The following is a 26,214-nucleotide window of genomic DNA, read 5'->3' as shown; positions in this document are numbered from 1 at the left end:
CGCTTTCTTGTCGGCGCGACGCGTCTTGACCGACGTTCCTCGCCAGGTATCTTTCCTCCGATTCAACCATGCAAACCGTAGCGGTACTGGACTTCGAAACCACCGGGCTTTCTCCGAACCTGGGCGACAGGGCGACCGAGATCGCCGTGATCCTTCTGCGCGACGGCGAGATCGTCGACCGTTACCAGAGCCTGATGAACGCGGGACGCCGCATTCCGTCCGACGTCGTCGCGCTCACCGGGATCACCAACGAAATGATTGCGTCGGCGCCGCCGGTGTCGCAGGTCATGAAGGAAGCCGCCGCGTTCGTCGGAAACCATCCGGTGGTCGCGCACAACGCCGGCTTCGACAAGCGGTTCTGGCAGGCCGAGCTCGGGATGCTCGGCATGGCGGCCGAGCATGCGTTTGCGTGCACGATGCTCGTCGCGCGGCGCATCTATCCGCACGCGCGGAGTCACCGCCTGTCGAGCCTGGCGGACATGCTGCGCTTGCCGCAGACGGGCCGCGCTCACCGGGCGATGGTCGACGCGGAGATCGCGAGCCATCTGTGGTGCCGGTTGCAGCGCGACATCGGCGCGACTTACGGCCTGCGGCACATCGATCACGGGCTCATGTCGCGCTTGCAGACGACGAGCAAGGCCAAGGTCGCGACGTTTTTCGGGTCATTGGCCGCCGACGGGCGCTGACGTCACTCGTCGAGGTCCACCGGCACTTCGAGCCCGACCTTCACGCGGCTCATGCTCACCAGCGTCTTGAACCGCTTCACGTTGTTGTTCGCGAAGAACAGCTCGCGCGTGAGCGCGTTGTACTGATCCATGTTGCGCACGGCCAGGATCAGCACGAAATCCCATTCCCCGGTCACGTAGTAGCACTGCTGGATCTGCGGGCAGCGCTCGAAGGTCCGCTTCATCGCGTCGAGTAGGTCGATCTGCTCGCTCTCGACCTCCACGTTCACGACGATCGTCAGCGGATGATCGACCTTGTCCGGCGCAACCACCGCCGTGTAGCGCTCGATCACGCCGTCGTCCGCGAGCCGCCGCAGGCGGCGGTTCACGGCGGCGGTCGACAGGTTCACGCGGGCGCCGAGTTCGTTCTGCGGCGTGTGCGCGTCGCGCTGGACTTCCATCAGCAGCTTGCGATCGAACGCATCGAGTGGGGTGGGCATGATGGCGCGGCAACCTCGAAAGAATGAGAAATTTTTGCGTCCGACCCGTCAATTTGGCGATTTTTTTGACCGGCTCGCGCAATATTATTTTTCGGACCGACGGCGAGCGCAACCCGTATGCGCCCGCACCGCACCCACCGACGGGCCGCCCGCGCGGCCCTTTTCCGGAGCCCTTCCCGCCATGCTGATCGCCAACCCCCGCGCGTTGCGCACCGACTATCCCGATACGCTGCGCCGCGTCATGAACATCGCGGCGGCCGACGAGAGCGGCGCATGGCTGTCGCACTGGCCGCTCGTCGGCGCCGCGCGCACGCCGTTGCGCATGCTGCCGGATCTCGCCGCGCGGCTCGGCGTCGCGAGCGTCAGCGTGAAGGACGAGGCGTGCCGCTCGCCGCTCGGCAGCTTCAAGGCGCTCGGCGCACCTATCGCGCTGATGCGGCTCGTGAAGCGGCTTCGGCCGCGCGACGAACTCGATCCGCAAGGGCTCGTCACGGGCCGCTACGCGGCGTCGCTCGCCGACCTCACAGTGATCAGCGCGACCGACGGCAATCACGGCCGCGCGCTGGCCGCCGCCGCGCGCGCGATCGGTTGCCGCTGCGTGATCGTGCTGCACGCGCACGTCGACGCGGAGCGCGAGCACGCGATCGCCGCGCACGGCGCGCGGATCGTGCGGATCGCCGGCAACTACGACGAATCGGTCGTGCACGCCGCGCAGCTTGCGCACGAGAACGGCTGGCACGTGGTGTCGGATACGTCGTACGACGGCTACGAAGCGATTCCGCGCGACGTGATGCAGGGCTACGGCGTGATCGCGGCCGAAGCGCTCGCCCAGCAGCCGGCGGACGATCACGACGATGGCGGCCGGCCGTTCACGCACGTCTTCCTGCAGGGCGGTGTCGGCGGTCTCGCGGCGGGCGTCGCGAGCTATCTTTGGGAGCACGCCGGCGCGCGGCGCCCGCATTTCATCGTCGTCGAGCCGCGCCAGGCCGATTGCCTGTACCAGAGCGCGCTCGCCGGGCGCGCGACGAAGACGACCGGCAGCGTCGACTCGGTGATGGCCGGGCTCGCGTGCGGCGAGGCGTCGCCGCTCGCGTGGGATTTCCTCGAGCCGAGCATCGACCACTTCATGCTGATCGACGACGACGACGCGGTCCGGGCGATGCGCGCGCTGGCAGCCGGCAGCGCGCGCGACGTGCCGTTCGTGTCCGGCGAGTCGGGCGCGGCGGGCATCGCGGGGCTGACCGTGCTGATGCGCGACCCGGCGCTGGCGCGTCAGGTGGGGCTCGATGCGCATTCGCGCGTGCTGGCGATCAACACGGAAGGCGCGACCGCGCCGTCCGTCTACCGGCAGTGCGTCGGCGATACGGTCGACGCGGTGCTCGCGCGCCAGCGCGACTGGCTGAACCACGCGGCCGCGATGGCCTGAGCGAACCGGACGACATGACGATCGACGAGGCAACCACGATGGACGCAATCGACGCAATCGAAGAAAGCACGCTGCAGGGGCAGCTGAAGTCCTGGCGCCGGCATCTGCACCAGCATCCGGAGACGGGTTTCGAGGAAGTGAACACGTCGGACTACGTCGCACGGATCCTGACGACGCTCGGGCTCGACGTGCATCGCGGGATCGGTGGCACGGGCGTCGTCGCGAACCTGACGGTCGGCACCGGCACGCGCGCGATCGGCATCCGCGCGGACATGGACGCGCTGAACATCGCCGAGCACGCGCCGGGCCGCGAACATGCGTCGCGCACGCCGGGCAAGATGCACGCGTGCGGGCACGACGGCCACATGTCGATGGTGCTCGGCGCCGCGCGGCTGCTGGCCGAGCGCCGGGGCTTCGACGGCACGGTGCGCTTCATTTTCCAGCCGGCCGAGGAACATGGGCGCGGCGCGAAGGCGATGATGGCCGACGGCCTGTTCGAGCGCTTTCCGGTGGACGCGATCTTCGGTGCGCACAACATGCCGGGCATGCGCGCCGGCACGTTCTCGACGCGCGCGGGCGGCATCATGGCGAGCGAGGACAACTTCGTGATCCGGATCGACGGGCGCGGCACGCATGCGGCGCGCCCGCACATGGGCATCGATCCGATCATGATCGGCGCGCAGATCGTGCTCGCGCTGCAGACGATCGTGTCGCGCAATCTCGATCCGGGCCAGCCGGCCGTGATCTCGTGCACGGAGTTCATCACCGACGGGCTGCGCAACGTGATTCCGTCGACGGTGACGATCAAGGGCGACACGCGCAGCTATTCGCGCGACGTGCAGGCGCTGCTGGAAACGCGGATGCGCGAGATCAGCGACGGCATCTGCCGCACGCACGGCGCGACCTGCACGTTCGAGTACACGCACGAGTTCGCGCCGACGGTGAATTCTCCGGAATGGGTCGACACGGCCGTGCAAGCCGCCGCGCAGGTCGCGGGCGCCGACGCGGTGAACGCAAACGTGCAGCCGATGATGATCTCGGAAGACTTCGGCGCGTTCTTGCAGGCGGTGCCGGGCAACTTCGTGTTCATCGGTAACGGCGAGGCGGCCGGGCACGGCGGCGTGCCGCTGCACAACGCGACGTACGATTTCAACGACGAGATTTTGTCGGTCGGCGCGCGCTATTTCGCGGAAGTGGCGCGGCGCGCGTTGAAGGCTGCGTAGCGGGGCGCTGGCGGGCCGCTACGCGGCCGGTTCGGTCGTGCGTTCGTGCGTTCGTTCAGCAGGCGGCTACGCGCGGGCCGCCCGCTTGCCCGGCGTGTCGGCCGTGCCGGTGCGATCGAGGATCGCCAGCACTTCGCGCGCGGTGTTCTCCGAATGGCGGCGCAGCACCTGCGGCAGCACCGCATGGTCGGGATCGGCGAGCGCGGCCATGATCTCCTCGTGCTCGTTCAGCGATTCGGCCCAGCGCAGCGTGTCGGCGTTCGCGGCGCCGCGCGCGCGGTGCACCTTCGACATCAGCGACGCATAGATGCCCGACAGCACCGGGTTGCCCGCCGCGTCGATGATCATCTGATGGATCTGCTGGTTCAGCCGGAAATATTCGACCCGCTTGCCGGCCTCGTGGCACTCGACCATGCGCCGGTGCTTCGCCTGCAGCGCGGCGAGCGCGGACGCGCCGATGCGCTTGTGCAGCAACTCTCCCGCCATCGCCTCGAGCCCGTGCAGCAGCTCGAACGTCGACATGAGATCGTCGACGTCGATCGACGCGACGCGATAGCCGATGTACTGGCGATGCGTGACGGCGCCTTCCGCGACGAGCACCTTCAGCGCCTCGCGCAGCGGCGTCTTCGACACGTCGAATGCGAGGCTCAGCTCTTTTTCGTCGATGCGCGCGCCGGGCGGCAATTCGCCCTCGTCGATCATCACGCGCAGGCGCGCGGCGATCTCCGCGGCCATGCCGCGGGTGCGCAGAAGGAGGGGATTGCGGGGTGTCTGGCTCATGATGGTGCGAGCTTATCACGATATCGGGGCTTACCCTGCACCATCGTAGTGACAAAACAAATTCAATAAAACCAATCGTTTACGATAACTGTAATTATAAATTTCTAATCCTATACTTGGTTCAACGTTGCGCGACGTCCTGATCATCCTCGTTCATCCCTGGAGTCCGTCCATGTCTTCAACCTCCGGTGTCGCTGCCATGACGGTCGGCAAGTCCGCCGTCCGCTGGAAGATATTCGTCGTCATGCTGAGCCTCATCGCGATCAACTACGTCGATCGCGCGTCGCTGTCCGTCGCCATGCCTTACATCTCGCAGGAGTTCCACATCGGGCCGGCGATGGAGGGTCTGATCCTCAGTTCGTTTTTCTGGACCTATGCGGTGATGCAGATCCCGGGCGGGATGCTGGCCGACCGGTTCAAGCCGCGCATCGTGATCGCGATGGCGACCGTGTTCTGGGGCTTCTTCCAGGCGATCGCCGCGCTGTGCACCAACGCACCGTCGCTCCTGCTCACCCGCCTCGGCCTCGGCGCGTCCGAAGCGCCGATCTACCCGGCCGGCGGCAAGCTCAACGCGATCTGGATGACGCAGACCGAACGCGGCCGCGGCGCCACGCTGCTCGACGGCGGCGCGCCGCTCGGCGCGGCCCTGGGCGCGGTGCTGATCGCCGGCCTGATCGCGCTGCTCGGCTCGTGGCGGCTCGCGTTCGCGGTGGCCGGCGTCGGCACGGTGCTCGCCGGTTTCCTCGCGTGGTACTACATCCGCAATACGCCGCGCGAGCATCCGGGCGTCAACGACCTCGAAGCCGACTACATCGAGGCGTCGCACGCGAGCGACCTCGCGTCCGAGCCGGCCGGTGCGTCGGGCCGCTCGCGCGACTTCTTCAAGTACCGCTCGGTGTGGTGCATGTTCTTCGGCTGGATGTGCTTCAACAGCGTGTTCTACGGGCTGCTCACGTGGATGCCGAACTACCTGCACAAGGTGCACGGCTTCGACATCAAGCAGATGGGCGGCTCGACTTTCATCATCTTTTTCTGCGGCTTCATCGGCGAGCTGCTCGGCGGCTGGATCGCCGACAAGTGGAAAGCCGCGGGCGGCCGCCCGAACGTCGTGATGCGCACCCTGTTCGGCATCGCCGCGGTGATCGCGACGGTGTCGATCTTTTCCGTCGCCTATGTGAAGAGCCCGGTGGTGTGCGTCGCGCTGCTGTCGTCGACGCTGTTCTTCCTGCGCTGGTGCGGCCTGTACTGGTGCATCCCGTCGTCGCTCGGCACGCGCAACAAGATCGGCTTCCTCGGCGGCCTCATGAACCTCGGCGGCAACCTCGGCGGCGTCACCGTGCCGATCCTCGTCGGCGCGATCGTGCAGTTCACCGGTTCCTACTTCCTTGCGCTGATGGTGTTCGCGGCGGCCGGCGTCGGCCTGCTCGTGTGCTCCAGCGCGATCGACTACGAAAACAAGCTCCCGGTCTGACCGACCCCTTGACCGACCCTTTTCACCGCATTGATTGCATTCACTGGTAGAGAGAACCTCATCATGAAGAAACGTACCCTGCTCGGCATGCTCACGCCTTCTTCCAACACGTCGCTCGAGCCGCTGACGAGCGCGATGGTCGCCGGGCTGCCGGGCGTGTCCGCGCACTTCGCACGCTTTCCGGTCACCGAGATCTCGCTGACGGGCCAGGCGCTCGGCCAGTTCGACGACGACAAGATCATCCAGGCCGCGATGCTGCTCGCCGATGCGAAGGTCGACGTGATCGCATGGAACGGCACGTCGTCCGGCTGGCTCGGCTTCGAGGCCGACGAGCGGCTGTGCGAGCGCATCACTGCAGCGACCGGCATTCCGGCCACGACCTCGGTGCTCGCACTCAACGAGATCCTGAAGAAGACCCGCGCGCACGAGTTCGGCCTCGTCACGCCGTATCTCGACGACGTGCAGACGAAGATCGTCGACAACTATCGGCGCTCGGGCCTGAACTGCATTGCCGAGCGTCACCTGAACCTGAAGGTCAATTTCTCGTTCTCCGAAGTGACGGGCGACCAGATCGGCGCAATGGTGCGCGAAGTCGCGAAGGCCGGCCCGCGCGCGATCTCGATCTTCTGCACGAACCTGAACGCCGCGCACCTGGTGCCCGCGCTCGAGGAAGAGACGGGCATCCCGATCTACGACACGATCTCGACCGTCGTGTGGAAGTCGCTGCAGCTGGCCGACTACGACACGCGGCAAGTGAAGGGCTGGGGGCGTCTCTTCAGCGACGTGATCTGAGGCGCGCGTCATGTCGAACGATCTCGATTTCGTAATCCGTCACGCGGACGTCGTGACGGCGGCGGACCGGTTCTCGTGCGACATCGGCATCCGCGCGGGGCGCGTGGCCATGCTCGGCCACGGGCTGCCGCGCGCGCCGCGCGAGCTCGATGCGAGCGGGATGCTCGTGATGCCGGGCGGCGTCGATGCGCACTGTCATCTCGACCAGCCGATGCCCGACGGGCTGAAGATGGCCGACGACTTCCTGACCGGCACGCGCTCCGCGCTATGCGGCGGCACCACCACCGTGGTTCCGTTCGCCGCGCAGGCGAAGGGGCAGTCGCTGCAGGCGGCCGTCGACGACTATCACCGGCGCGCGCAAGGGCGCGCGCTGATCGACTACGGCTTTCACCTGATCGTCGCCGATCCGACGCCGCATGTGCTGGCCGAGGAGCTGCCGCGGCTGATCGCGAACGGCTATACGTCGTTCAAGGTGTACATGACCTACGACGACCTGAAGCTGAACGACCGGCAGATGCTCGACGTGCTGTCGGTCGCGCGCGAGCACGGCGCGCTCGTGATGGTGCATGCGGAGAACTCGGACTGCATCGGCTGGCTGACCGAGCGGCTGCTCGGCGACGGCCACGTCGCGCCGCATTTCCATGCGCATGCGCGGCCGGCCGTGGTCGAGCGCGAGGCGACGCATCGCGCGATCGCGTTCGCGGAACTCGTCGACGTGCCGATCCTGATCGTGCACGTGTCGGGTGCGGAAGCGATCGAGCAGATCCGCTGGGGGCAGTCGCGCGGGTTGCCGATCCTGGCGGAAACCTGCCCGCAGTACCTGTACCTGACGGCCGACGATCTCGGTCACGGCGGTCACGACGGCTACGAAGGCGCAAAGTGCGTGTGCAGTCCGCCGCCGCGCGACCCGGCGAACCAGCAGGCCGTGTGGAAGGCGCTGAAGCAGGGCGTGTTCTCGGTGTTTTCCTCGGACCATGCGCCGTTCAACTATGACGATCCGTGCGGCAAGCATCCGGGCGGCCATGCCGTTTCGTTCGACCATATTCCGAATGGAATTCCGGGGCTCGAGACGCGCTTGCCGCTGCTGTTCGACGGCGTGCCCCAGGGGCGGCTATCGCTGCACCAGTTCGTCGAGCTGACGTCGCTGCGGCCTGCGAAGCTGTACGGGCTGTATCCGCGCAAGGGGACGATCGCGGTCGGCGCCGATGCGGATATCGTCGTATGGGATCCGGACAAGCGCGTGCGGATCGCGAATGCGTCGCTTCATCATGCGGTCGACTACACGCCTTATGAAGGGATCGAGGTGACGGGCTGGCCGCGTCATTGCCTGTCGCGGGGCGAGCTGCTCGTGGAGGACGGCCGGCTGCTCGCGGCGGAGCCGGGGCGCGGGCAATTCCTGCCGGCGGGCAAACCGTGTCTCGACTGATGTCACGGCAGGTGATGTGACGTTTCCCACGCGGGCGCTGTGCGACGAACGGGCGCGCTGGCGTCGGGCTCGCGCATGCCGGCGAGCCCGACGCGCCGCTCGTCACATCACGCCAGCTCGCCCAGACACGCGTCGAACTGCGCGACGAGCATGTCGACGTCGTCGGCCGTCGTCTGCGGACACACGAGCATCATGTTGTGGAACGGCGTGATCAGTACGCCGCGGTTCAACAGGTACAGATGCACGATGTGCTCGAGCTCGCTGTCGAGCTGTTCGCCCGCGATCGTGCCGTTGCGCGGCGGCGTGGGCGTGAACTGGAACTCGGTGCGCGCGCCGATGCGTGTCACGCACCACGGCAGCCCGTGTTTCGCAATCGCCTGTTCGAGCCCGGTGGCGAGTCGTGCGGCCAGTTCGAACATGTGCGCATACGCGGCGTCGGTCGCGACTTCGGCGAGCGTCGCGCGCATCGCTCGCATCGCGAGCATGTTCGCGGTGAGCGTCGTACCGATCCCGGAATGGCCGGGCGGCGCGTTCAGCTTCGCCGCTTTCGCGCGTTCCGCGAAATCGGCGCTGAAACCGTACACCGCGCACGGCACGCCGCCGGCGATCGGCTTGCCGACCACCAGCGCGTCCGCGTCGAGGCCCTGCGCGGCCGCGTAGCCGCCCGGGCCGCTGCTGATCGTGTGCGTTTCGTCGATCACGAGCAACGTGCCGTAGCGACGCGTCAGCGCGCGCGCCGCGTCCCAGAAGCCCGGCTCCGGCAGCACCATCCCGATGTTCGTCATCGCGGGCTCGGCGAGCACGCATGCGACATCACCATCCTTCAGCGCTGCTTCGAGCGCGTCGAGATCGTTGAACTCGACAACGCGCGTGTTCGCGAGCAGGTCGTAGGACTGTCCGAGCAGGCTGTCGCGCTGCATCGGGCGGCCGTCGACGAGATCGACGAACACGTCGTCGACGGTCCCGTGATAGCAGCCGTTGAACACGACGATCGTGTTGCGGCCGGTGGCCGCGCGCGCCCAGCGCAGCACGAAGCGGTTCGCGTCGCTCGCGCTCAATGCGAACTGCCAGACCGGCAGCCGGAAGCGGCGCGCGAGTTCGCGCGACACCCAGGCGGCGTCCTCGCTCGGCAGCATCGTCGTGTAGCCGCGGGTCGCCTGTTCGGCGAGCGCGCGCGCGACCGGCTCGGGCGCATGGCCGAACATCGCGCCGGTGTCGCCGAGGCAGAAGTCCGCGTAGCGATGACCGTCGACGTCGGTGAAGGTCGCGCCGCGCGCTTCCTTCACGACCAGCGAGAACGGGGTCGACCAGTCCTGCATCCAGTGCAACGGCACGCCGAACAGCAGATGCTCGGCGGCTTCCGCGGACAACGCGCGGGAGATCGGCATGGCTTCGGTGAATGCACGGCGCTCGCGATCGAACAGCGCGCGGGCGCGGATGAGGTCGACTCCGTGTCGGGTCTGCAATTGAGGCTCCTGTGACTGGTGGGAATGCGGCGGCGAGGCCTCCGCGAGCTTGTCATATTCCATGCGCGCGGTCGATTCGGCTCGACCGCGTTGCTGTCGGACATCGAGTTTTTGCGCATAAAGATACGACAACATATATCTCCGCGTAAGAATCACGAAGTGAGTGTGCGCTCACATATCCGACGTTAAGCCGGTAGAAACAGGGTAAACGACAGATTCATCCGCCGCTTCGATCGCGTCTAGACTGCGCGATGTAGTACGACGACGTATGAATAGCGATCCGCCGTCCGGCGCATCGATCCCCCAACCATTGAAGGAGTGCTCATGGCCGCAAACCGTCGCCGTTCGTCTTCGTCTGTCCGATCGCCCGCGCCGCGGCGGGTATCGCGTCGCGACTTCATCGGCTGGACCGGCGCGCTCGCCGGCGGCGCCGTGGTCAGTGGACCACTCGCGGCCACCCGCGCGTTTGCGGCGGCCGGCACGTCGCCCAATGCGGCGGTCGACCTGATCTGGGGCGAGCACGGTGCGGCGGCGCGCATCGCGGCATCGCTCGCGCATGTGTCGCGCCTCGCGTTCCGCCGGCACGACTTCGACGTCACGCACTACGGCGCACGCGCGTGCGCGACCATCGCGCAGACGTCGCCGTACCCGGCGGCGAAATCTCCGGTCAGCCCCGGTTCCGAACTGACGACCGCGCCCGGCGCGTTCGACTCGCGTCCGGCGTTTCTCGCGGCGATCGACGCGTGTGTGCGCGCAGGCGGCGGCCGCGTGGTCGTGCCGCCGGGCAACTGGTACTGCGCGGGGCCGATCGTGCTGCAGAGCAACGTCAATTTCCACCTGAGCGCGAACTGCACGATCTACTTCAGCCCGAACCCGGCCGACTACGCAAAGGACGGCCCGGTCGACTGCGGCGCGAATGGCCGCCTGTACTACAGCCGCTGGCAGGCGAACGACTGCCTGAACTACGGCGCCCCCGTCTATGCGCGCAACGCGACGAACATCGCGCTGACCGGCGAAGGGCCGACGTCGGTGCTGAACGGCCAGGCAATGACGCCGTTCTCCGGCTCGGGCAGCAGCAGCGTGTGCTGGTGGACCTACAAGGGCTCGTCGGGTGCATACGGTGCGGGCGCGACGGTGCCGGCCCAGAATGCCGCGAATCCGAACAACGTCGACCTGCGGATCGTCGCGCCCGCGATCCCCGACGCGCTCTATGCGCTGCTCACGTCGCCCGTCACGCCGTGGCAGCAGGATCAGAACTACCTGCCCGCGCTGTCCGAGGCCGGCGTGCCGGTCGAGAAGCGCATCTTCGGCCTCGGTCACTACCTGCGGCCGTGCATGGTCGAATTCATCGGCTGCACCAACGTGCTGATGGAGCACTACCAGACGCAGAACACGCCGTTCTGGCAGCACCATCCGACCGCGAGCCGCAATGTCGTGATGCGCGGCGTGACGACGAACAGCATCGGCCCGAACAACGACGGCTTCGATCCGGATGCGTGCACCGACGTGCTGTGCGAAGGCTGCACGTTCAACACCGGCGACGACTGCATCGCGATCAAGTCGGGCAAGGACCGCGACACGGAATACGGGCCCGCGAAGCGGCACCTGATCCGCGACTGCACGATGAACAGCGGGCACGGCGGCATCACGCTCGGCAGCGAGATGGGCGGCGGCGTCGAGCAGATCTATGCGACCAACCTGTCGATGCTGAACGCGAACTGGCAGACCAACCCGCTGAACATCGCGATTCGCGTGAAGACGAACATGAACCGGGGCGGCTACGTGAAGGACTTCCACGTGAAGGGTGTCACGCTGCCGAACGGCGTGACGCTGAAGGGCGGCGGCTACGGCAGCGCGTTGCTCGCGGGCAGCCCGGTCAACGCGAGCGTGCCGCTCGGCGTGGCGACGCCGGCGGCCGGTAATCCGTCGGCCGCGCAGGGCGGCGTCGTCACGTTCGACTGCGACTACCAGCCCGCGAACGACGCCGTGCGCACGCGGCCGCCGGTCGTGCAGAACGTGACGATCTCCGACGTGAAGGCGAGCAACGTGACGCTGAACGGCGTGACCGCGTCGTGCTTCCAGGCGATCGTCGCGCAGGGGCCGGTCGCGTTCGACTACAACGGCACGCCGCCGACGCCGGCCGTGCAGCCGATCTCCGGCGTGACGATTAGCAACTGCGACTTCGGCACGCCGGTCGCGTCGGGCACGCCGACCGTCACGTCGCCGGGGCCGATCTACGCGTTCAACGTGAGCGCGATGACGCTGACGAACGTGACGATCGCCGGGCAGGCCGTCAACATGACGGTCACCGATACGCGGTGAGGTAACGCGCGTGCAAGCGTTCGCGTGCGGCCGGTCAAGGCACGCGAGCGCGTTACGCCAGCGTCTTGACCATGTGGTGCTCGTCGTAGAAGCGGCCGTCGATGAACAGCGCGCGCGGTTCCGTGCCGAAGCGGACGAACCCTTGCGACGCGTACAAGCGTTCGGCGGTGCCGTTGACCTCGTTGACGCACAGCATCAGTTGTCTGCATTGCCACGCTTGCGCCGCATGCGCGGTCGCGCTATCGAGCAGCGATTGCGCGATGCCGCGCCCGCGATACGCGGGATCGACGAACACGCCCCAGATCAGCGCCTTGTGCGCGACCTTCGCCCGCGCATCGCGGCGCACGCCTGTGATGCCGACGAGCGTTGCGCCGTCGAATGCGCCGAACACGGCCTGCACGCCGCTCGGCGTGATGCGCGTCGCGAATTCGTCGACCGTGATGCCGGCTTCTTCGTCGCGGGTCGGCAGGAACGAGGTCGGCGACGTGTCGATTGCGCGTAGGCGCACGGACTGGAACTGCGCCGCATCGGCGGCGTCGAGCAGGCGGATCGTGATCATCGGATGCGGTTCTTGTTGGGGTGTCGGAATCTGCTGCGCGATGCGCGGCAGGGCATCGACAATGCTAAGCGCAAACGGGTGGCTCGCGCGAGTATCGGCGATGTGCGGAAGCTGACGGTGACGTGTCAGCGCGGCAAGCGTGCTGCGCTGACAGAAGGAAGGAGATGAAGGGAAGCGCGCGCGTCGTAGCGGCGCGGCGGCGCGCGGCGTCGAGTGAGCGCGATCCGCCTGATGCGCCTGATGCGCCTGATGCGCACGATGCGCCCGATCAGGTCAGGCGCATGCGGTTTGGATCAATAACGCGACAGCTGATTGCCGTTGATCTGCACGCGATCGCCCGGGCGCAGGTCGCCGGGCGACTGCACGTCGAACGAGCGCGTCGAGCCATCGCTGATCCGCACGTCGATCCGGTAGCTGCTCGGCGGTTGGGCCGCGCCCATCTGCTGGCCGATCTGGTTGCCGGCGACGGCGCCGCCCAGCGCGCCGATCACGGTCGCCGCCTCGCGGCCGTGGCCGCGGCCGAACTGGTTGCCCAGCACGCCGCCGACCAGCGCACCGACGACGGTGCCGGCCACGCCCGACGTGCCGACCGAGCCGCTGACCGGCTGGATGTTCGCGACCGTGCCGTATTGCGTGCCGTATTGCGCGCCGTAGCCGTTGCCGTACTGGCCGCCGTAAGGCTGCGGGTTGCCGTATTGGTCGTACTGCGGCGCTTGGTTCGGATAAGCCGGCTGCTGCGGTTGTACGTAGCCGGGCTGCGAATACGCGGGCTGTGCGTAGCCGGGCGTCGCATATTGCTGCTGCGGATAGCCGGGTTGCGCACCGTAGTAGCCGGGTGCGACGCAGGCGGTCAGCGGAAGCGCCGCCACGGCGACGAGCGAGGCGAACAGAACGGTCTTGGTGGAAGGCATGCGCATCATGATGATTCCTGCATCGGCAACGTGTTCGCCGACGAATTCCGGGACGGGTGGCGAACTCGCCGTGAGTATAAGTAATGGGTGGATGCGCGTCCGGTGCGGCCGGGTAACAACGTGTAAAGTCTGTTGCCGGGCAACTCCACGGCACGGCGCGGCGTTGACGTGGGCGCCCGGGACGGCGCGATGCGGCCTCCGGGCTCCGCTATTCCTATGACATGGCGCGATGTGCGACGGTCGGCTTTTCCTCTGTTTCCGTCGCTTCCGCCGCTTCGACAGCTTCCATCGCTTCCACCGCTTCCACCGCTTCGACAGCTTCGGCAACTGCGGCAACTGCGGCAACTGCGACAGCTTCCACCGCTTCCACCGCGATCCCGCCCCATCGTCGCGCCCCGTCAGCCGGGCATGCGCACCGCGCATCGCGAAATCGAATGCGCTGCATCGCGACATTTAATTGGCCGCGGGCAACCTCGTCCGATATCGTGACCGCATTCCCTGCGACCGTTCGCGCCGCGCCGCCCGCGGTTCCTTCCCCCGTCCGCGCCGGCGCTGCGTTTCACGCGACAACGACCTGACCGCCGTCACGGTGCGTGCATCGTGACGGTCCCGCACCGACCGACCACACCGGAACCGACATGACGAACCTGCTGATCCGCAACGTCCGCACGCACGCCGACGAAGCGCTCGACATCCTGATCGAAGGCGAGCGCATCGCGCGCGTCGGTCCGTCGCTCGACGCGCCCGCGGGCTGCGCGATCGAGGACGGTGCGCACGCGCTCGCACTGCCCGGCCTCGTCGAAGGCCACACGCATCTCGACAAGACCCACTGGGGCATGCCGTGGTATCGCAACGCGGTGGGGCCGCGCCTCGTCGACCGCATCGAGAACGAGCGCCACTACCGCGCGACGAGCGGTCACGATGCGGGCGCCGCGTCGCTCGCGCTGGCGCGCGCGTTCCTCGCGGCCGGCACGACGCGGATGCGCACGCACGTCGACGTCGACACCGACGCCGGGCTGCGGCATCTACGCGGCGTGCTCGCGACGCGCGACACGCTGCGCGGCCAGGTGGACATCCAGATCGTCGCGTTTCCGCAGTCGGGCGTGCTCAAGCGGCCCGGCACCGCCGCGCTGCTGTCCGACGCGCTCGGCGCGGGGGCCGACCTGCTCGGCGGCCTCGACCCGTGCGCGATCGAAGGCGATCCGGTCGAAGCGGTGGACGTGCTGTTCGGCATCGCCGAGCGCCACGGCCGCGGGCTCGATCTGCACTTGCACGAACGCGGGTCGATGGGCGCGTACTCGCTCGACCTGATCCTGCAGCGCACCGCCGCGCTCGGCATGCAGGGCAAGGTCACGATCAGCCACGGCTTCTGCCTCGGCGACGTTGCCGACCGCGACCGCGAGCGCGACGCGCTGCTCGCGCGGATGGCCGAACTCGGCGTCGCGATCGTCACGACCGCGCCGGCCGCGGTGCCGGTGCCGTCGGTCGTCGCGTGCCGCGCGGCCGGCGTGACCGTCGTCGGCGGCAACGACGGCGTGCGCGATACGTGGACGCCGTACGGTTCGCCCGACATGCTCGAACGCGCGATGCTGATCGGTATGCGCAACGATTTCCGCCGCGACGACGCGCTCGAAGTCGCACTCGACTGCGTGACGCACAGCGCGGCGCGCGGTTGCGGCTTCGCCGACTACGGGCTGGAGGCCGGCAAGCGTGCGGATGTCGTGCTCGTCGATGCGCTGACCTTCGCCGAGGCCGTCGTCGCGCGGCCGACGCGCCGCCTCGTCGTGTCGTCGGGGCGGATCGTCGCGCGCGACGGCGTGCTGGTCTGAGCGCGAAGCCGCATCGCGCCGGGTATGATCGGGCTCTTTCAGCCTGATCCCGCGGGAGACGACGATGCGACGCACACGCACGATGGCGGCACGGGCCGCACGATGGACGCGCTGGATAGCTGCGGCGACGTTCGCGGTGACGGCCGCGCATGCGGCGGCGGCCGGGCCGGATCAAGCGCAGCAGGAAGCGAATCGCCGCACGGTGCTGGCGTTCTACGAGAAAGGCCTGAACGAGAAGGATGCCGATGCCGCGCTCGCGTATGTCGGCGATCAATACGTGCAGCACAACCCGAACGCGGCCGACGGGCGTGACGGTTTCCGCAAGTTCGTCGCGTTCCTGCGCGACAAATATCCGCAGTCGCACAGCGAGATCAAGCGCGCGTTCGTCGACGGCGACTACGTGATCCTGCACGTGCATGCGGTGCGCGAGCCCGGCACGCGCGGCAGCGCGATCATGGACATCTTCCGGCTGGAGCACGGCAAGATCGTCGAGCACTGGGACGTGAACCAGCCGGTGCCGGAGCATGCGGCGAACGGGAACACGATGTTCTGACGGGCGGGCTTCCCGGTTACGCCGGTACTCCGTCGCAGCCGATCCGCATCGCGACGGCTGCGTTTATTCCGGCTCGTGTTCGAGCATCGCCGCGAGCGCTTTCGTCAGTTCGCTGACCATCGGATCGGCCGTCGGACGATGCAGGATCGCGATGTCCATGTTCTCGATCGGCGCGAAGCCGCCGCGCTCGTCGGTCAGCACCACGTGTTCGTCGGTCACCGCGCGCGCGGGCAGCACGCTGATGCCGAGCCCGTCCGCGACGGCCGCCTGGATACCGCTCAGGCTCGACGTCGTGAAGCTGATCCGCCACCGGCGGCCGCGTTCCTCGATCGCCTTGATCATGTCGTCGCGATAGAGCCCGCGCGGCGGAAACACGACGAGCGGCACCGGGTCGAGCTCGATCGTCGGATGCCGCGCGCTGTCGATCCAGCGCAGCTTCTCCGGCCAGCGCACCACCGCCTCGCGGCTGTCGCGCCGCTGCTTGATCAGCACGAGATCGAGCTCGCCGCGATCGTAGGCCGCGCAGATGTCGCGGCTCAGCCCGCACGTCACTTCGAGTTTCACCTGCGGATGATCGCGCTTGAACGCGGCGAGCGCATGGGTCGTGCGGCCCGCCGCGAAATCGTCGGGCACGCCGAGCCGGATCGTGAGCGCGACGGTCGCGCCCGACAGCGCTTCCAGCATCTCGTCGTTCAGCGCGATCATGCGCCGCGCGTAGCTGAGCACCGTCACGCCGGCGTCGGTCGGCCGCACGTCGCGCGTGCCGCGGTCGAGCAGGCGATGCCCGGCGATCTCCTCGAGCCGCCGCACCTTCTGGCTGACCGTCGACTGCGTCGAATGCAGGCGCGCGGACGCGGTCGTGAAGCTGCCGCAATCGGCGACCATCACGAGTGCGCGCAACAGGTCGAGGTCGAACAAAGGTCGATTCATTTCTGCACTTTTCTGGAGTCGAGCATTTCATTTCCAAATGCGTGCGAGGACTTTTAGCATGGCCGGAGACCGCGGGCAATCGTGGGTTCGCCGGACATGGGGCTGCTGGAGGCAGGGTCAGCGCGGGGGTGATTTGCGGGCGGTACTGGTGGCGGGAAGCTGTCGGAGGAACTCGCTGGCCAGATTCACGCAGTAGTCGAACGACGGCGTATAGCCGAGTGTCCGGATATCGTCGAAACGCGACTGCACGAATGCACGGCGCTCGTCGAGCAGACTCAGGAAGGTATCGCGATGACGAACGAGAAATGCGCTTGCCTCCATCAAGCTCTCCGGTTCCCGCTCGATGACCAGACAGAGATCGAACAGGTCCCGCGCGGTGGGCCGATCTCCGCGATGCCACATTTTCTTGGCCACGATTTCCGCTGAAGTCTCGACCTTGACGACGTGGTCCATCAGCGTCCATTCGTCATAACCGGGGGACATCAGGTTGCGGGAAACCACGAAGTCGATCTCGCCGTCGGGCAACACCAGTTTCACGAAACCGGCATGTTCCTCGTATTCGCTCGTGATGTCGGATGCGGCGTCGCTGATGCGCGGGTTCACGTACCCGAGATACTGCGGGTCGGGTACGAAGATGTCGATGTCCTTGCTGACACGATGTCCGTGACGCAGCATGAGGACGGTGCCGCCGCCGAAGGTCCAGAACGGACGGGACGTGCCGTGCTTCCGTATCTCGTCGATGAGCTTCAGCGCGTGACGGAACAGGCCTTGCCACGGGCCGTCGGGCAAAGCGTCTGGTGCAATCATGCCCATACCTCCCGGTACAGATGAAGATCCTTCGACCATGCGGCAAGGTTCTTCCAGATGGCGCGAAGCGGCGTGCCGGAGCGTGCGGCAGCTTCTTCGGCGGCCTTCACCACCACCGGCAACGGCACCTCGTCGAGGATCACGGAGATCTGCGATTCATATCCTGCGGGAATCTGTCCCGTGGTCAATGCGTCGGCCAGCAGTCGCTCGGTCAATTCACCTCTATAGCTGACGTTTGAGCTCACAACTGCCTTGTAGAGACCGCTTTGGGCCGGCCTTGGCTGTGCCTGGAGTTCGATGCCGAGCACACCGAGCAGCGGGATCAGCTTGTTCACGCCAAGATCCTTGATCTTGCCGGTTTCAAGCTGGTTCACCGTGAGGCGAGACAATCCGGCAAGTTTCGCAAGCTGGGCCTGTGTGAGGTCGAGTTCGGCCCTCCGTTTTGCAACGGCCTGACCGATTTCATAGAGTTGCATGTTGACCTCCCCACGCAGCTTCATCGCCCGCGAATGTAAAGTATATCTTACATCTCGACGAGGCTCATCGCCACTCATGGTTGCTGGTGCGGTATAGGGTGCATGGGCGGCGCGGGTGGAAAAATGTGTCGATAGACCGTGCTGTATAGACATTTTCCTCCGGCGGATATCCGCAAAAACTCGTTCTGTGGCGACCCAACATCACGGGTAAACACTCGAAATTCCGGGAAAATCCCGCGGCTTCGGGCCATCAATCCCGCTCTTCGTCCCGATCTCACCCTCCAGCCTCCTCCAACCCGCTCCTCTCGCTTGCGCTCAAAAATTGAGCGGTCTAGACTGCATCGCAGTTTCATCGAAGTCCCAGTCTTTCGCGCACCGCGCCGGGCCTGCCGGCAACGACGCTCCCCAACGGACGCCCGGCGCTCGCTCGCCACGTCGAGACCACAAGGACACACCATGAACCGCACTGCAAAGCTCGTCGTTTCCGCGCTGGCGTTCGCGCCGCTCGTCTCGTTCGCGCAGGACACGGCGACGATCCGCTGGGGCATCGATCCCACCTATCCGCCGTTCGAGGCGAAGCAGCCCGACGGCTCGCTCGCCGGCTTCGACATCGACCTGCGCGATGCGATTTGCGAGCAGCTGCGCGCGAAGTGCGTGTGGGTCGAGCAGGGCTTCGACGGGATGATTCCGGCGCTGCGCGCGCGCAAGTTCGACGTGATCATGTCCGCGATGACGGCCACCGACGAGCGGCTCAAGCAGATCGACTTCTCGAACAAGCTGTACGCGTCGCCGGGCGCGCTCGTCGCGCCGGCCGGCTCGAAGCTGCTGCCGACCGCGGCGTCGCTCGCCGGCAAGCGCGTCGGGATCGATCAGGGCACCACGCAGGAGGCGTACGCGAAGGCCGAATGGGCGACGAAGGGCGTGACGATCGTGTCGTACCAGAACCAGGACCAGGTGTATCAGGATCTGGTGAACGGCCGTCTCGACGCGACCTTCCAGGACAAGACGCAGGCCGGCTATTCGTTCCTGAAGACGCCGCGCGGCAAGGGCTACGCGTTCGCAGGTCCCGACGTGACCGACGTGCGCATCACCGGCTACGGCGTCGCGATGGGCGTGCGCAAGGGCGATGCCGACATGAAGAAGCGGCTGAACGACGCGATCGCCGCGATCCGCGCGAACGGCACGTACCAGAAGATCGCCGCGAAATACTTCGACTTCGACATCTACGGCGCGAAGCAGCAGTTGACCGCCGCGCCGTGACCGCATGCCCCCCATGATCCCGTGCTTCATTCAATCGACAGGCAAGCCATGACGAGTATCCAGGACCGCGTCGCGAAAGCCGTGACGCCCGAACTGATCGCCGCCTTCCGCGACGAAGGCGCGGTGTGCATCAAGGGCATCTTCTCGCCCCACGAAGTGGCCGCGCTGCGCGCCGGCATCGACGCGAACCTCGCGCAGCCGAGCGAGCGTGCGAAGGTCGCGAGCCGGCCCGACGATCCGGGCTGGTTCTTCGAGGACTTCTGCAACTGGCGGCACAACGATGCGTACCGCGACTTCATCGTGCGATCGCCCGCGCCGTCGGTGGCCGCCGCGCTGATGGGCACGAAGACTGTTCGCCTGCATCACGACCATCTGCTCGTGAAGGAGCCCGGCACGCGGCAGCGCACGCCGTGGCACCAGGACCAGCCGTACTACAACATCGAAGGCGACGACAACGTCAGCATGTGGATTCCGGTCGACCCGGTGCCGCTCGAATCGACGCTGGAATTCGTCGCGGGTTCGCATCAGGGGCCGTGGCTGATGCCGCGCACGTTCATGGACAAGGAGGCGAAGTGGTTCCCAGAAGGCAGCCTCGCCGACCTGCCCGACATCGAAGCCGACCGCTCGGCATTCCCGATTCGCCACTGGGCGCTCGAGCCCGGCGACATGGTGTGCTTCCGGATGCTGACGCTGCATGCGTCGGGCGGTACGCAGAACCGCCGGCGCGCGTTCTCGATCCGCTTCGTCGGCGACGACATCCGTCACGCGCCGCGCCGCTGGAAGACGTCGCCCGATTTCCCCGGGCTGGCCGATGAACTGCCGGACGGCGCGCCGCTCGAGCATCCGCTGTTTCCGGTCGTGTGGACGCGCGACGCGGGGCAGGTCGGAGCAATCTGAGCGGCGAATATCGAGCGCCGTCACACGGGCGGCGGCCGTTTCGCGATGAAGCGGCCGCCGCGCGTGGTCGTTTTCGGGTGCCGAAGCCGATTCAGGTCTGGTGCCGTCCGGCGCCCGGCTTGAAGCGCGAGCCGAGCCGGTAGCGGTTGCCCGGATGCAGGAAGTGCACGAACGTGACGGGCAGCCCGTTCGTCCAGGTGCGGCGGGTGAGGGTGAGACACGGCTCGTCGGCGCGCATGTCGAGCAGCCGCGCCTGTTCGCTCGTCGGCAGCGCCGCGTCGACGACGTGCTCGATCTCCAGTTCGTAGTGCGACACGTTGTTGAACAGGTATTCGGACGGCGGCTCGGCCTGGAAGTCCTGATCGATGAATTCGGGCGCGGCGGCCGGATTCACGTAGCGATCCTCGAGCTGGATCGGGCGGCCGTTTTCCTCGTGCACGCACACCACGTGAAAGACCGGCGTGTTGACTGCCAGCCCGAACGCGGCCGCGACGTCGAACGACGCGGGCTCGCGCGACTGGCTGAGCACGCGGCAGCGATATTCGTGTCCGCGCGCGCGGATCTCGTCGCGGATGTGCGCGATCATCAGCAGGTTCGACTGCGGCTTCACTTCGGCGACGAAAGTGCCGACGCCCGCGATGCGCTTGAGCACGCCTTCCTCGGTCAGCTCGCGCAGCGCGCGGTTCACCGTCATGCGCGCGACGCCGAATTGTGCGGCGAGATCGAGTTCGGACGGAATGCGGTCGCCCGGGCGCCACTCGCTCGCGTCGACTTTCTGGCGAACGAGCGTCTTGATCTGCTGGAACGGTGCGGTGGCCTTTGTGACCATCGGAAGATCCTTGCGCGAAGAAGTGACGAGGCTAGTCGTCGTGACTGACGATGACCAGGATCTCCGCCTGCGCGGCGCCGAGGCTGCGCGTGCGGTGCGGGATGAGTGCGTTGAAATAGACTGAATCGCCGGTCTTGAGTTGCACCGTCTCGTTCGGGAATTCGATTTCGACGCGCCCCTTGTGCACGAACAGGAATTCCTCGCCTTCGTGCTCGCGGAACGTCGACGCGACGAAGTCGTGCGGCGGATGCACGACGAACGGCAGCATCTTCTTCGGCGCGACGCCGGCCGCGATGCTTTCGAAGCGATGCGCGTGGCTGTCGGCCGCCGCACCCATCGCCGTGCGCTCGCCAGCGCGCGTGACCGTGATCAGCTCGCGGTTGTGGCTTTCCGAGAACAGCTGCTCGACGTCGATGTTCAGCGCCTTCGACAGCTTCAGCGCGACCGCGATCGACGGCACGCTCAGGCCGCGCTCGACTTTCGACAGGTAGCTCTTGGTCAGGCCGGTCTCGTCGGCCAGCACATCGAGCGTCCAGCCCTTCTGTTTTCTGAGCAGCTTCAGGCGAATCGTCATGGGGCGCCAGGTGTCCTTCGAAAAATCGATTGTAACGCATGACACAAAGTGTCCTGTGGTGTATCGTGTGTCTTATGTGTCCACAGACACGGCCGCGAGCGGCGCGGCAGATCCGATCCATTCAGGAGGTGAACATGGCGGAAACGCTGAATTTGACGAAGGAGGCGCTGGTCGCGCTGGCGGAGCGGCGTCTCGAGAACGAGGTGGGCGACAGCGGCTGGTCCGCGCGGCAAAAGCTCGCGCTCACGTGCCGGATCCTGTTCGACGCCGGTCACGATTCGGGCCTGGCCGGGCAGATCACCTGCCGCGCGGGCGACGCCGGCACGTACTACACGCAGCGGCTGGGGCTCGGCTTCGACGAGATCTCGGCCGCGAACCTGCTGCGCGTGAACGAGGATCTCGACGTCGTCGACGGCGAAGGCATTCCGAACCCGGCCAACCGGTTCCATACGTGGATCTATCGCGAGCGCCCGGACGTGAACTGCATCATCCATACGCACCCGGCGCATGTCGCGGCGCTGTCGATGCTCGAGCAGCCGCTCGTCGTGTCGCACATGGACACCTGCCCGCTGTACGACGATTGCGCGTTCCTGAAGGACTGGCCCGGCGTGCCGGTCGGCAACGAGGAAGGCGAGATCATTTCGAAGGCGCTCGGCGACAAGCGTGCGATCCTGCTGTCGCATCACGGCCAGCTCGTGGTCGGCAGGACGATCGAGGAAGCCTGCATCCTCGCGCTGCTGATCGAGCGGGCCGCGAAGCTGCAACTGCTGGCGATGTCGGCCGGCGAGATCAAGCCGGTGCCGCCGGCGCTCGCGCGGGAAGCGCACGACTGGATTTCGAAGCCGAAGCGCGATGCCGTGACGTTCGACTACTACGCGCGGCGCGCATTGCGCACGCATCCGGACTGTATTGCATGAGCGCGGGCATTGCTTCCGTCTCGTCCATCCATCACTGAGGAATCCATATCGTGTCCATCCTGCTGCAAGGCATCATCGCCTACCCGGTTACGCCGTTCTCCGCCGACGGCGCCATCGACCTGCCGGCGCTCGATGCGCTGATCGAGCGCCTGATCGCCGATGGCGTCCACGCGATCGCGCCGCTGGGCAGTACCGGCGAGAGCGCGTACCTGTCCGACGCCGAATGGGAGGCGGTCGCCACCGCGTCGATTCGCGCGGTGCGCCGGCGCGTGCCGACCGTCGTCGGCATCTCCGATCTCACGACGGCCGGTGCAGTGCGCCGCGCGCGCATCGCCGAGCAGGCCGGCGCCGACGCCGTGATGGTGCTGCCCGTGTCGTACTGGAAGCTCGGCAACGACGAGATCGTCGCGCATTACCGCGCGATCGGCGACGCCATCGGCATCCCGATCATGCTGTACAACAACCCCGCGACGAGCGGCGTCGACATGTCGCCCGACCTGATCGCGACGATCTGCCGGACCGTCGACAACGTGACGATGGTCAAGGAGAGCACCGGCGACATCGGGCGGATGCACCGGCTCGCACAGTTGAGCGACGGGACGATCCCGTTCTACAACGGCAGCAATCCGATGGCGCTTGCCGCGCTGGCCGCGGGCGCGGCCGGATGGTGCACGGCCGCGCCGAACCTGAATGCCGCGTTGCCGATTGCGCTGGTCGACGCGATGCGTGCAGGCGACCTGGCGCGCGCCAGGACGGTTTTTCACGCGCAGTTGCCGCTGCTGCGGTTCATCGTCGACGGCGGCCTGCCGGTGACCGTGAAGGCCGGGCTGCGGCTGCGCGGCTTCGACGCGGGCGAGCCGAGGCGGCCGTTGCTGCCGCTCGGCGACGTGCGCACGCGCGAGCTCGAACGCCTGCTCGCGGCACTGCCGGACGGTGTGCCGGCATGAGCGGCGACGCGCGGCCGGCGATCGCGGTCGCCATCGCCGCGGTGCGGGTCGGCACGAGTCGCCCGCTGGCCGGCACGCCGCACCTGAGTGCGATCGACAAGCAGCCGGTCGACGCGCGTCTGTGGCTCGGCGCGCTCGGCTTCGCGGGCGACGGGCAGGCCGACGCGCGGCATCACGGCGGGCCCGACAAGGCGGTCCATCACTATGCGTACGATCACTATCCGTGGTGGTCCGAGCAGATCGGGGCGCGTGACGTGCTCGGGCGGCCGGGCGCCTTTGGCGAGAACCTGTCGACGCACGGCGTGACCGAGCACGACGTGTGTCTCGGCGACGTATTCACGCTGGGCGGCGCCGTGCTGGAGGTGTCGCAGTCGCGGCAGCCGTGCTGGAAGCTCAATGCGCGTTTCGACCATCCGCGCATGGCGGCGCTCGTGCAGCAAAGCGGCCGGACCGGCTGGTACTACCGTGTGCTGGACGAAGGCTGGGTGGCGCCGGGTGATGTGCTGGCGCTGCACGAGCGGCGGTATCCGCAATGGCCGCTGTCGACGGTGCTCGATGTGCTGTACCGGCGCACGCTCGACATGGCCGCGCTCGATGCGCTGTGCGGTGTGCCGGTATTGCCGCCCGGCTGGCGCAAGATGCTCGACAAGCGCCGGACGGAGCGGCAGGTGGAAGACTGGACGAAGCGGCTCGAAGGCTGACGCGCCGCGTGTGTGGTTTAGCCGGCCGGCAGGCTTCGCACGTCGGCCGTCGGCTCGGCGCCGAACGCGTCGCTCAGCGCATGGCCGATCAGGTGCCGCGCGGCGGCCTCGGGCGTCGACAGCGCGCCGCTCGCCTTCAACTCATCGAATTTCTCGCGCATCGGGAAATTCTCTTCGCTGGTCGAGCGGATCGTCGCCTGCATCCCCGTATCGACGACGCCCGGCGCGACGCTGCAGATCCGCACCGCGCGGTTCGCGTCGAGCGCGACGGCGCGTGCGTGATGATCGAGCGCGGCCTTGGTCGCGCAATAGACGCTCCAGCCCGCGTATGCGTTGCGCGCGGCGCCGCTCGACACGTGCAGGATCCGGCATTCGGTCGGCGCCGATACCGCCTGCACGAGCGCGGCCGACAGCATCAGCGGCGCCGCGACATTCAGTCCGACGGCGCGTGCGACGAGCGCCGGGTCCTGCGCGTCGAGCGGCCCGATCGGATCGACTATGCCCGCGTTGTTGAAGAGCAGCACGATCGACGCGCCGTCGACGAAGCTGCGCAGCGTGTCGCCGGCCAGCCACGCCGCGACGGCCGACGTATCCGACAGGTCGAGTTCGATTTCGGCGAACCGCTCGCCGGCCTGCGCGGCGAGCGACGGATGACGGCTGCGCGACACGCCGAGCACGGCGATGCCTTCCTGCAGCAGCTGTTCCGCGAGCGACGCGCCGAGGCCGCGCGTGTGTCCGGTGACGATGGCGCGCACGTTCGGCGCTGAAGAGGATGCGGTCATGGTGGTGAACGAGTGAACGGTTGAACCGTGTTGACGAGTGGCGAGTGACGCGCATGCGCGGCAACCCGGCGTGCGGGACGGGCGATGCACGGTGCCGGCGTGGCGTGCGAAGGCGACCGCGTGCGGCGCCGCCTCTCCGGCTGAACGCGTATCGTAGCGCCGGCTTGCACCACGCGCAAACGCGCGGCGACGCCCGCCGCGGCCACGCAGCGTGAATGCGCGGCGCCGAATGCACGCATCGTCGCGCGCCGCCGCTGCCGCCCGCTCGATACGTTGGACGAAAGCCGTCTGCGGCAAGTGCGCGCGGCGCGGCGGCAATTGGCGCCGGGCCCCACGCCGCGAGCTATCATATGGCTCGCCCGTTCGCGACGCCGGACGGGCCGCGACGTTTCCCTTCACCTGCTGCACGCTGCGACGCCATCCATGAACACCACGCCGGATATGCCCACGCCACGCGCCTTGCGCGAACTCACGCCCCTCGAGGCCCGCATTCTCGGGGTGCTCGTCGAGAAGCAGCATACGGTGCCGGACACCTATCCGCTGTCGCTGAATGCGCTGACCGCGGGCTGCAACCAGAAAACCGCACGCTCGCCGGTGATGAACGTCAGCGAGGACGAAGTCACGACCGCGCTCGACAGCCTCAAGCACCTGAGCCTCGTGATGGAGGGCAGCAGCAGCCGCGTGCCGCGTTTCGAGCACAACATGAATCGCGTGCTCGGCATCCCGAGCCAGGCGATCGCGCTGCTGACGATCCTTCTGCTGCGCGGCCCGCAGACGGCCGCCGAACTGCGCCTGAACAGCGCGCGCCTGCACGGCTTCGCGGACATCTCGTCGGTCGAGGCGTTCCTCGACGAGCTCGCCGCGCGTGCGCAGCCGCTCGTGATCCGGCTGCCGCGTGCGGCCGGTGCGCGTGAGAACCGCTGGATGCACCTGATGTGCGGCGAGGTGAACGTCGCCGACTTCGCCGGTGCGGACACCGGTGGCGGCACGGATTCCGTTCCGCCGTCCGAGTTCGAGGCGCTGAAGGCCGAGCAGAAGCGGCTTGCGGATGAAGTGGCGCGGCTGAACGCGCTCGTTCAGCGGATGGCGACCGAACTCGGGATCGACGTCGACGCGCCGGGCGACGCGGGCTGATCGCCTCCCGATGCGATGACGGCGGCGCCTGCGCCGC

Annotated in this window: 27 protein-coding genes; 15 read left to right on the top strand and 12 right to left on the bottom strand. The window is 67.4% G+C overall.

The window, feature by feature from the left end; all coding sequences use genetic code 11:
* The first annotated feature begins 68 nt into the window (after positions 1 to 68).
* Complete coding sequence (locus tag ACP26O_RS22410) at positions 69 to 686, top strand: 3'-5' exonuclease (protein WP_011659850.1); 618 nt, start codon at positions 69 to 71, stop codon at positions 684 to 686.
* A gap of 2 nt (positions 687 to 688) precedes the next feature.
* On the opposite strand, the gene ACP26O_RS22405 is transcribed toward ACP26O_RS22410, so the two are convergent.
* On the bottom strand, positions 689 to 1,165 hold the full coding sequence (locus tag ACP26O_RS22405; RefSeq protein WP_175664313.1) for an Lrp/AsnC family transcriptional regulator: 477 nt from the start codon (positions 1,163 to 1,165) through the stop codon (positions 689 to 691).
* A 181-nt stretch (positions 1,166 to 1,346) separates the two neighbouring features.
* Between ACP26O_RS22405 and ACP26O_RS22400 the strand changes: the two genes are divergently transcribed.
* Together ACP26O_RS22400 and ACP26O_RS22395 are read left to right on the top strand one after the other, a co-directional pair.
* The gene (locus tag ACP26O_RS22400; protein WP_175664312.1) at positions 1,347 to 2,591 is read left to right on the top strand and encodes a diaminopropionate ammonia-lyase; all 1,245 of its coding nucleotides are present in this window, start codon (positions 1,347 to 1,349) and stop codon (positions 2,589 to 2,591) included.
* A gap of 38 nt (positions 2,592 to 2,629) precedes the next feature.
* Positions 2,630 to 3,814, top strand: a complete 1,185-nt coding sequence (locus ACP26O_RS22395) for a M20 aminoacylase family protein (RefSeq protein ID WP_175664490.1) — start codon at positions 2,630 to 2,632, stop codon at positions 3,812 to 3,814.
* Between the two features lie 66 nt (positions 3,815 to 3,880).
* Here the strand turns inward: ACP26O_RS22395 and ACP26O_RS22390 are convergent, their stop codons facing one another.
* Complete coding sequence (locus tag ACP26O_RS22390) at positions 3,881 to 4,594, bottom strand: GntR family transcriptional regulator (RefSeq protein WP_175664311.1); 714 nt, start codon at positions 4,592 to 4,594, stop codon at positions 3,881 to 3,883.
* A 172-nt stretch (positions 4,595 to 4,766) separates the two neighbouring features.
* Between ACP26O_RS22390 and ACP26O_RS22385 the strand changes: the two genes are divergently transcribed.
* The 3 genes from ACP26O_RS22385 (at position 4,767) to hydA (ending at position 8,283) form a co-directional block, all read left to right on the top strand.
* Positions 4,767 to 6,065, top strand: a complete 1,299-nt coding sequence (locus tag ACP26O_RS22385; RefSeq protein WP_126226261.1) for an MFS transporter — start codon at positions 4,767 to 4,769, stop codon at positions 6,063 to 6,065.
* A gap of 63 nt (positions 6,066 to 6,128) precedes the next feature.
* Positions 6,129 to 6,857, top strand: a complete 729-nt coding sequence (locus tag ACP26O_RS22380; protein ID WP_175664310.1) for a maleate cis-trans isomerase family protein — start codon at positions 6,129 to 6,131, stop codon at positions 6,855 to 6,857.
* A gap of 10 nt (positions 6,858 to 6,867) precedes the next feature.
* Positions 6,868 to 8,283, top strand: coding sequence for a dihydropyrimidinase (hydA, locus tag ACP26O_RS22375; protein ID WP_175664309.1), 1,416 nt, complete (start codon positions 6,868 to 6,870; stop codon positions 8,281 to 8,283).
* A 107-nt stretch (positions 8,284 to 8,390) separates the two neighbouring features.
* Here the strand turns inward: hydA and ACP26O_RS22370 are convergent, their stop codons facing one another.
* Positions 8,391 to 9,749 (bottom strand): aspartate aminotransferase family protein, encoded by a 1,359-nt coding sequence (locus ACP26O_RS22370; protein ID WP_175664308.1) that lies wholly within the window; start codon positions 9,747 to 9,749, stop codon positions 8,391 to 8,393.
* A 324-nt stretch (positions 9,750 to 10,073) separates the two neighbouring features.
* On the opposite strand from ACP26O_RS22370, the gene ACP26O_RS22365 reads away from it, so the two are divergent.
* On the top strand, positions 10,074 to 12,071 hold the full coding sequence (locus ACP26O_RS22365) for a glycoside hydrolase family 28 protein (RefSeq protein ID WP_175664307.1): 1,998 nt from the start codon (positions 10,074 to 10,076) through the stop codon (positions 12,069 to 12,071).
* Between the two features lie 52 nt (positions 12,072 to 12,123).
* Here the strand turns inward: ACP26O_RS22365 and ACP26O_RS22360 are convergent, their stop codons facing one another.
* The 3 genes from ACP26O_RS22360 to ACP26O_RS22350 form a co-directional block, all read right to left on the bottom strand.
* Positions 12,124 to 12,630, bottom strand: a complete 507-nt coding sequence (locus tag ACP26O_RS22360; protein ID WP_175664306.1) for a GNAT family N-acetyltransferase — start codon at positions 12,628 to 12,630, stop codon at positions 12,124 to 12,126.
* Between the two features lie 293 nt (positions 12,631 to 12,923).
* Positions 12,924 to 13,550 carry a glycine zipper 2TM domain-containing protein gene (locus ACP26O_RS22355; RefSeq protein WP_006750207.1) on the bottom strand — a complete coding sequence of 209 codons (627 nt, stop codon included), beginning with the start codon at positions 13,548 to 13,550 and terminating at the stop codon, positions 12,924 to 12,926.
* Positions 13,551 to 13,755: 205 nt separating this feature from the next.
* The gene (locus ACP26O_RS22350; RefSeq protein ID WP_175664305.1) at positions 13,756 to 13,902 is read right to left on the bottom strand and encodes a hypothetical protein; all 147 of its coding nucleotides are present in this window, start codon (positions 13,900 to 13,902) and stop codon (positions 13,756 to 13,758) included.
* 277 nt (positions 13,903 to 14,179) lie between these two features.
* On the opposite strand from ACP26O_RS22350, the gene ACP26O_RS22345 reads away from it, so the two are divergent.
* The gene (locus ACP26O_RS22345; protein WP_175664304.1) at positions 14,180 to 15,370 is read left to right on the top strand and encodes an amidohydrolase family protein; all 1,191 of its coding nucleotides are present in this window, start codon (positions 14,180 to 14,182) and stop codon (positions 15,368 to 15,370) included.
* A gap of 64 nt (positions 15,371 to 15,434) precedes the next feature.
* Positions 15,435 to 15,923: a nuclear transport factor 2 family protein gene (locus tag ACP26O_RS22340; protein WP_006750209.1), complete on the top strand. Its 489-nt coding sequence runs from the start codon at positions 15,435 to 15,437 to the stop codon at positions 15,921 to 15,923.
* A gap of 63 nt (positions 15,924 to 15,986) precedes the next feature.
* On the opposite strand, the gene ACP26O_RS22335 is transcribed toward ACP26O_RS22340, so the two are convergent.
* The 3 genes from ACP26O_RS22335 to ACP26O_RS22325 form a co-directional block, all read right to left on the bottom strand.
* Positions 15,987 to 16,853 carry a LysR family transcriptional regulator gene (locus ACP26O_RS22335; protein WP_175664303.1) on the bottom strand — a complete coding sequence of 289 codons (867 nt, stop codon included), beginning with the start codon at positions 16,851 to 16,853 and terminating at the stop codon, positions 15,987 to 15,989.
* 117 nt (positions 16,854 to 16,970) lie between these two features.
* Positions 16,971 to 17,660: a nucleotidyl transferase AbiEii/AbiGii toxin family protein gene (locus ACP26O_RS22330; protein WP_244098991.1), complete on the bottom strand. Its 690-nt coding sequence runs from the start codon at positions 17,658 to 17,660 to the stop codon at positions 16,971 to 16,973.
* Complete coding sequence (locus ACP26O_RS22325; RefSeq protein WP_165754018.1) at positions 17,657 to 18,136, bottom strand: helix-turn-helix domain-containing protein; 480 nt, start codon at positions 18,134 to 18,136, stop codon at positions 17,657 to 17,659. The genes ACP26O_RS22330 and ACP26O_RS22325 overlap by 4 nt, the downstream gene beginning before the upstream one ends.
* A gap of 456 nt (positions 18,137 to 18,592) precedes the next feature.
* On the opposite strand from ACP26O_RS22325, the gene ACP26O_RS22320 reads away from it, so the two are divergent.
* Together ACP26O_RS22320 and ACP26O_RS22315 are read left to right on the top strand one after the other, a co-directional pair.
* Positions 18,593 to 19,396: an ABC transporter substrate-binding protein gene (locus ACP26O_RS22320; protein ID WP_105832570.1), complete on the top strand. Its 804-nt coding sequence runs from the start codon at positions 18,593 to 18,595 to the stop codon at positions 19,394 to 19,396.
* Positions 19,397 to 19,444: 48 nt separating this feature from the next.
* Positions 19,445 to 20,293, top strand: a complete 849-nt coding sequence (locus tag ACP26O_RS22315) for a phytanoyl-CoA dioxygenase family protein (protein WP_175664301.1) — start codon at positions 19,445 to 19,447, stop codon at positions 20,291 to 20,293.
* Between the two features lie 91 nt (positions 20,294 to 20,384).
* On the opposite strand, the gene hutC is transcribed toward ACP26O_RS22315, so the two are convergent.
* Both hutC and ACP26O_RS22305 read right to left on the bottom strand, forming a co-directional pair.
* The gene (gene hutC, locus ACP26O_RS22310; protein ID WP_011659835.1) at positions 20,385 to 21,122 is read right to left on the bottom strand and encodes a histidine utilization repressor; all 738 of its coding nucleotides are present in this window, start codon (positions 21,120 to 21,122) and stop codon (positions 20,385 to 20,387) included.
* Positions 21,123 to 21,153: 31 nt separating this feature from the next.
* Positions 21,154 to 21,696, bottom strand: coding sequence for a helix-turn-helix domain-containing protein (locus ACP26O_RS22305; RefSeq protein ID WP_175656789.1), 543 nt, complete (start codon positions 21,694 to 21,696; stop codon positions 21,154 to 21,156).
* Between the two features lie 134 nt (positions 21,697 to 21,830).
* On the opposite strand from ACP26O_RS22305, the gene ACP26O_RS22300 reads away from it, so the two are divergent.
* From ACP26O_RS22300 to ACP26O_RS22290, 3 genes are read left to right on the top strand one after another with little or no spacing between them, the layout of a single operon-like run.
* Positions 21,831 to 22,613 carry an aldolase gene (locus ACP26O_RS22300; protein ID WP_105832573.1) on the top strand — a complete coding sequence of 261 codons (783 nt, stop codon included), beginning with the start codon at positions 21,831 to 21,833 and terminating at the stop codon, positions 22,611 to 22,613.
* Between the two features lie 50 nt (positions 22,614 to 22,663).
* Entirely contained in the window at positions 22,664 to 23,560 is an 897-nt protein-coding gene (locus ACP26O_RS22295; RefSeq protein WP_105832574.1) for a dihydrodipicolinate synthase family protein, read from the top strand.
* On the top strand, positions 23,557 to 24,261 hold the full coding sequence (locus tag ACP26O_RS22290) for an MOSC domain-containing protein (protein ID WP_175664300.1): 705 nt from the start codon (positions 23,557 to 23,559) through the stop codon (positions 24,259 to 24,261). Before ACP26O_RS22295 ends, ACP26O_RS22290 begins: the two co-directional genes overlap by 4 nt.
* Before the next feature lie 17 nt (positions 24,262 to 24,278).
* Here ACP26O_RS22290 and ACP26O_RS22285 read toward each other — a convergent pair whose 3' ends face one another.
* Entirely contained in the window at positions 24,279 to 25,043 is a 765-nt protein-coding gene (locus tag ACP26O_RS22285) for an SDR family oxidoreductase (RefSeq protein ID WP_175664299.1), read from the bottom strand.
* Positions 25,044 to 25,466: 423 nt separating this feature from the next.
* On the opposite strand from ACP26O_RS22285, the gene ACP26O_RS22280 reads away from it, so the two are divergent.
* A complete protein-coding gene (locus ACP26O_RS22280; RefSeq protein WP_175664298.1) occupies positions 25,467 to 26,177 on the top strand; it encodes a YceH family protein in 711 nt (236 codons plus the stop codon).
* Positions 26,178 to 26,214: the final 37 nt, after the last annotated feature.

The sequence above is a fragment of the Burkholderia sp. R-40 genome (genome assembly GCF_049942845.1).
Classification (GTDB): Bacteria; Pseudomonadota; Gammaproteobacteria; order Burkholderiales; family Burkholderiaceae; genus Burkholderia; species Burkholderia ambifaria.
The sequence above is the reverse complement of the archived record's forward strand: the minus strand, read 5'-3'. Positions and strand labels throughout refer to the sequence as shown.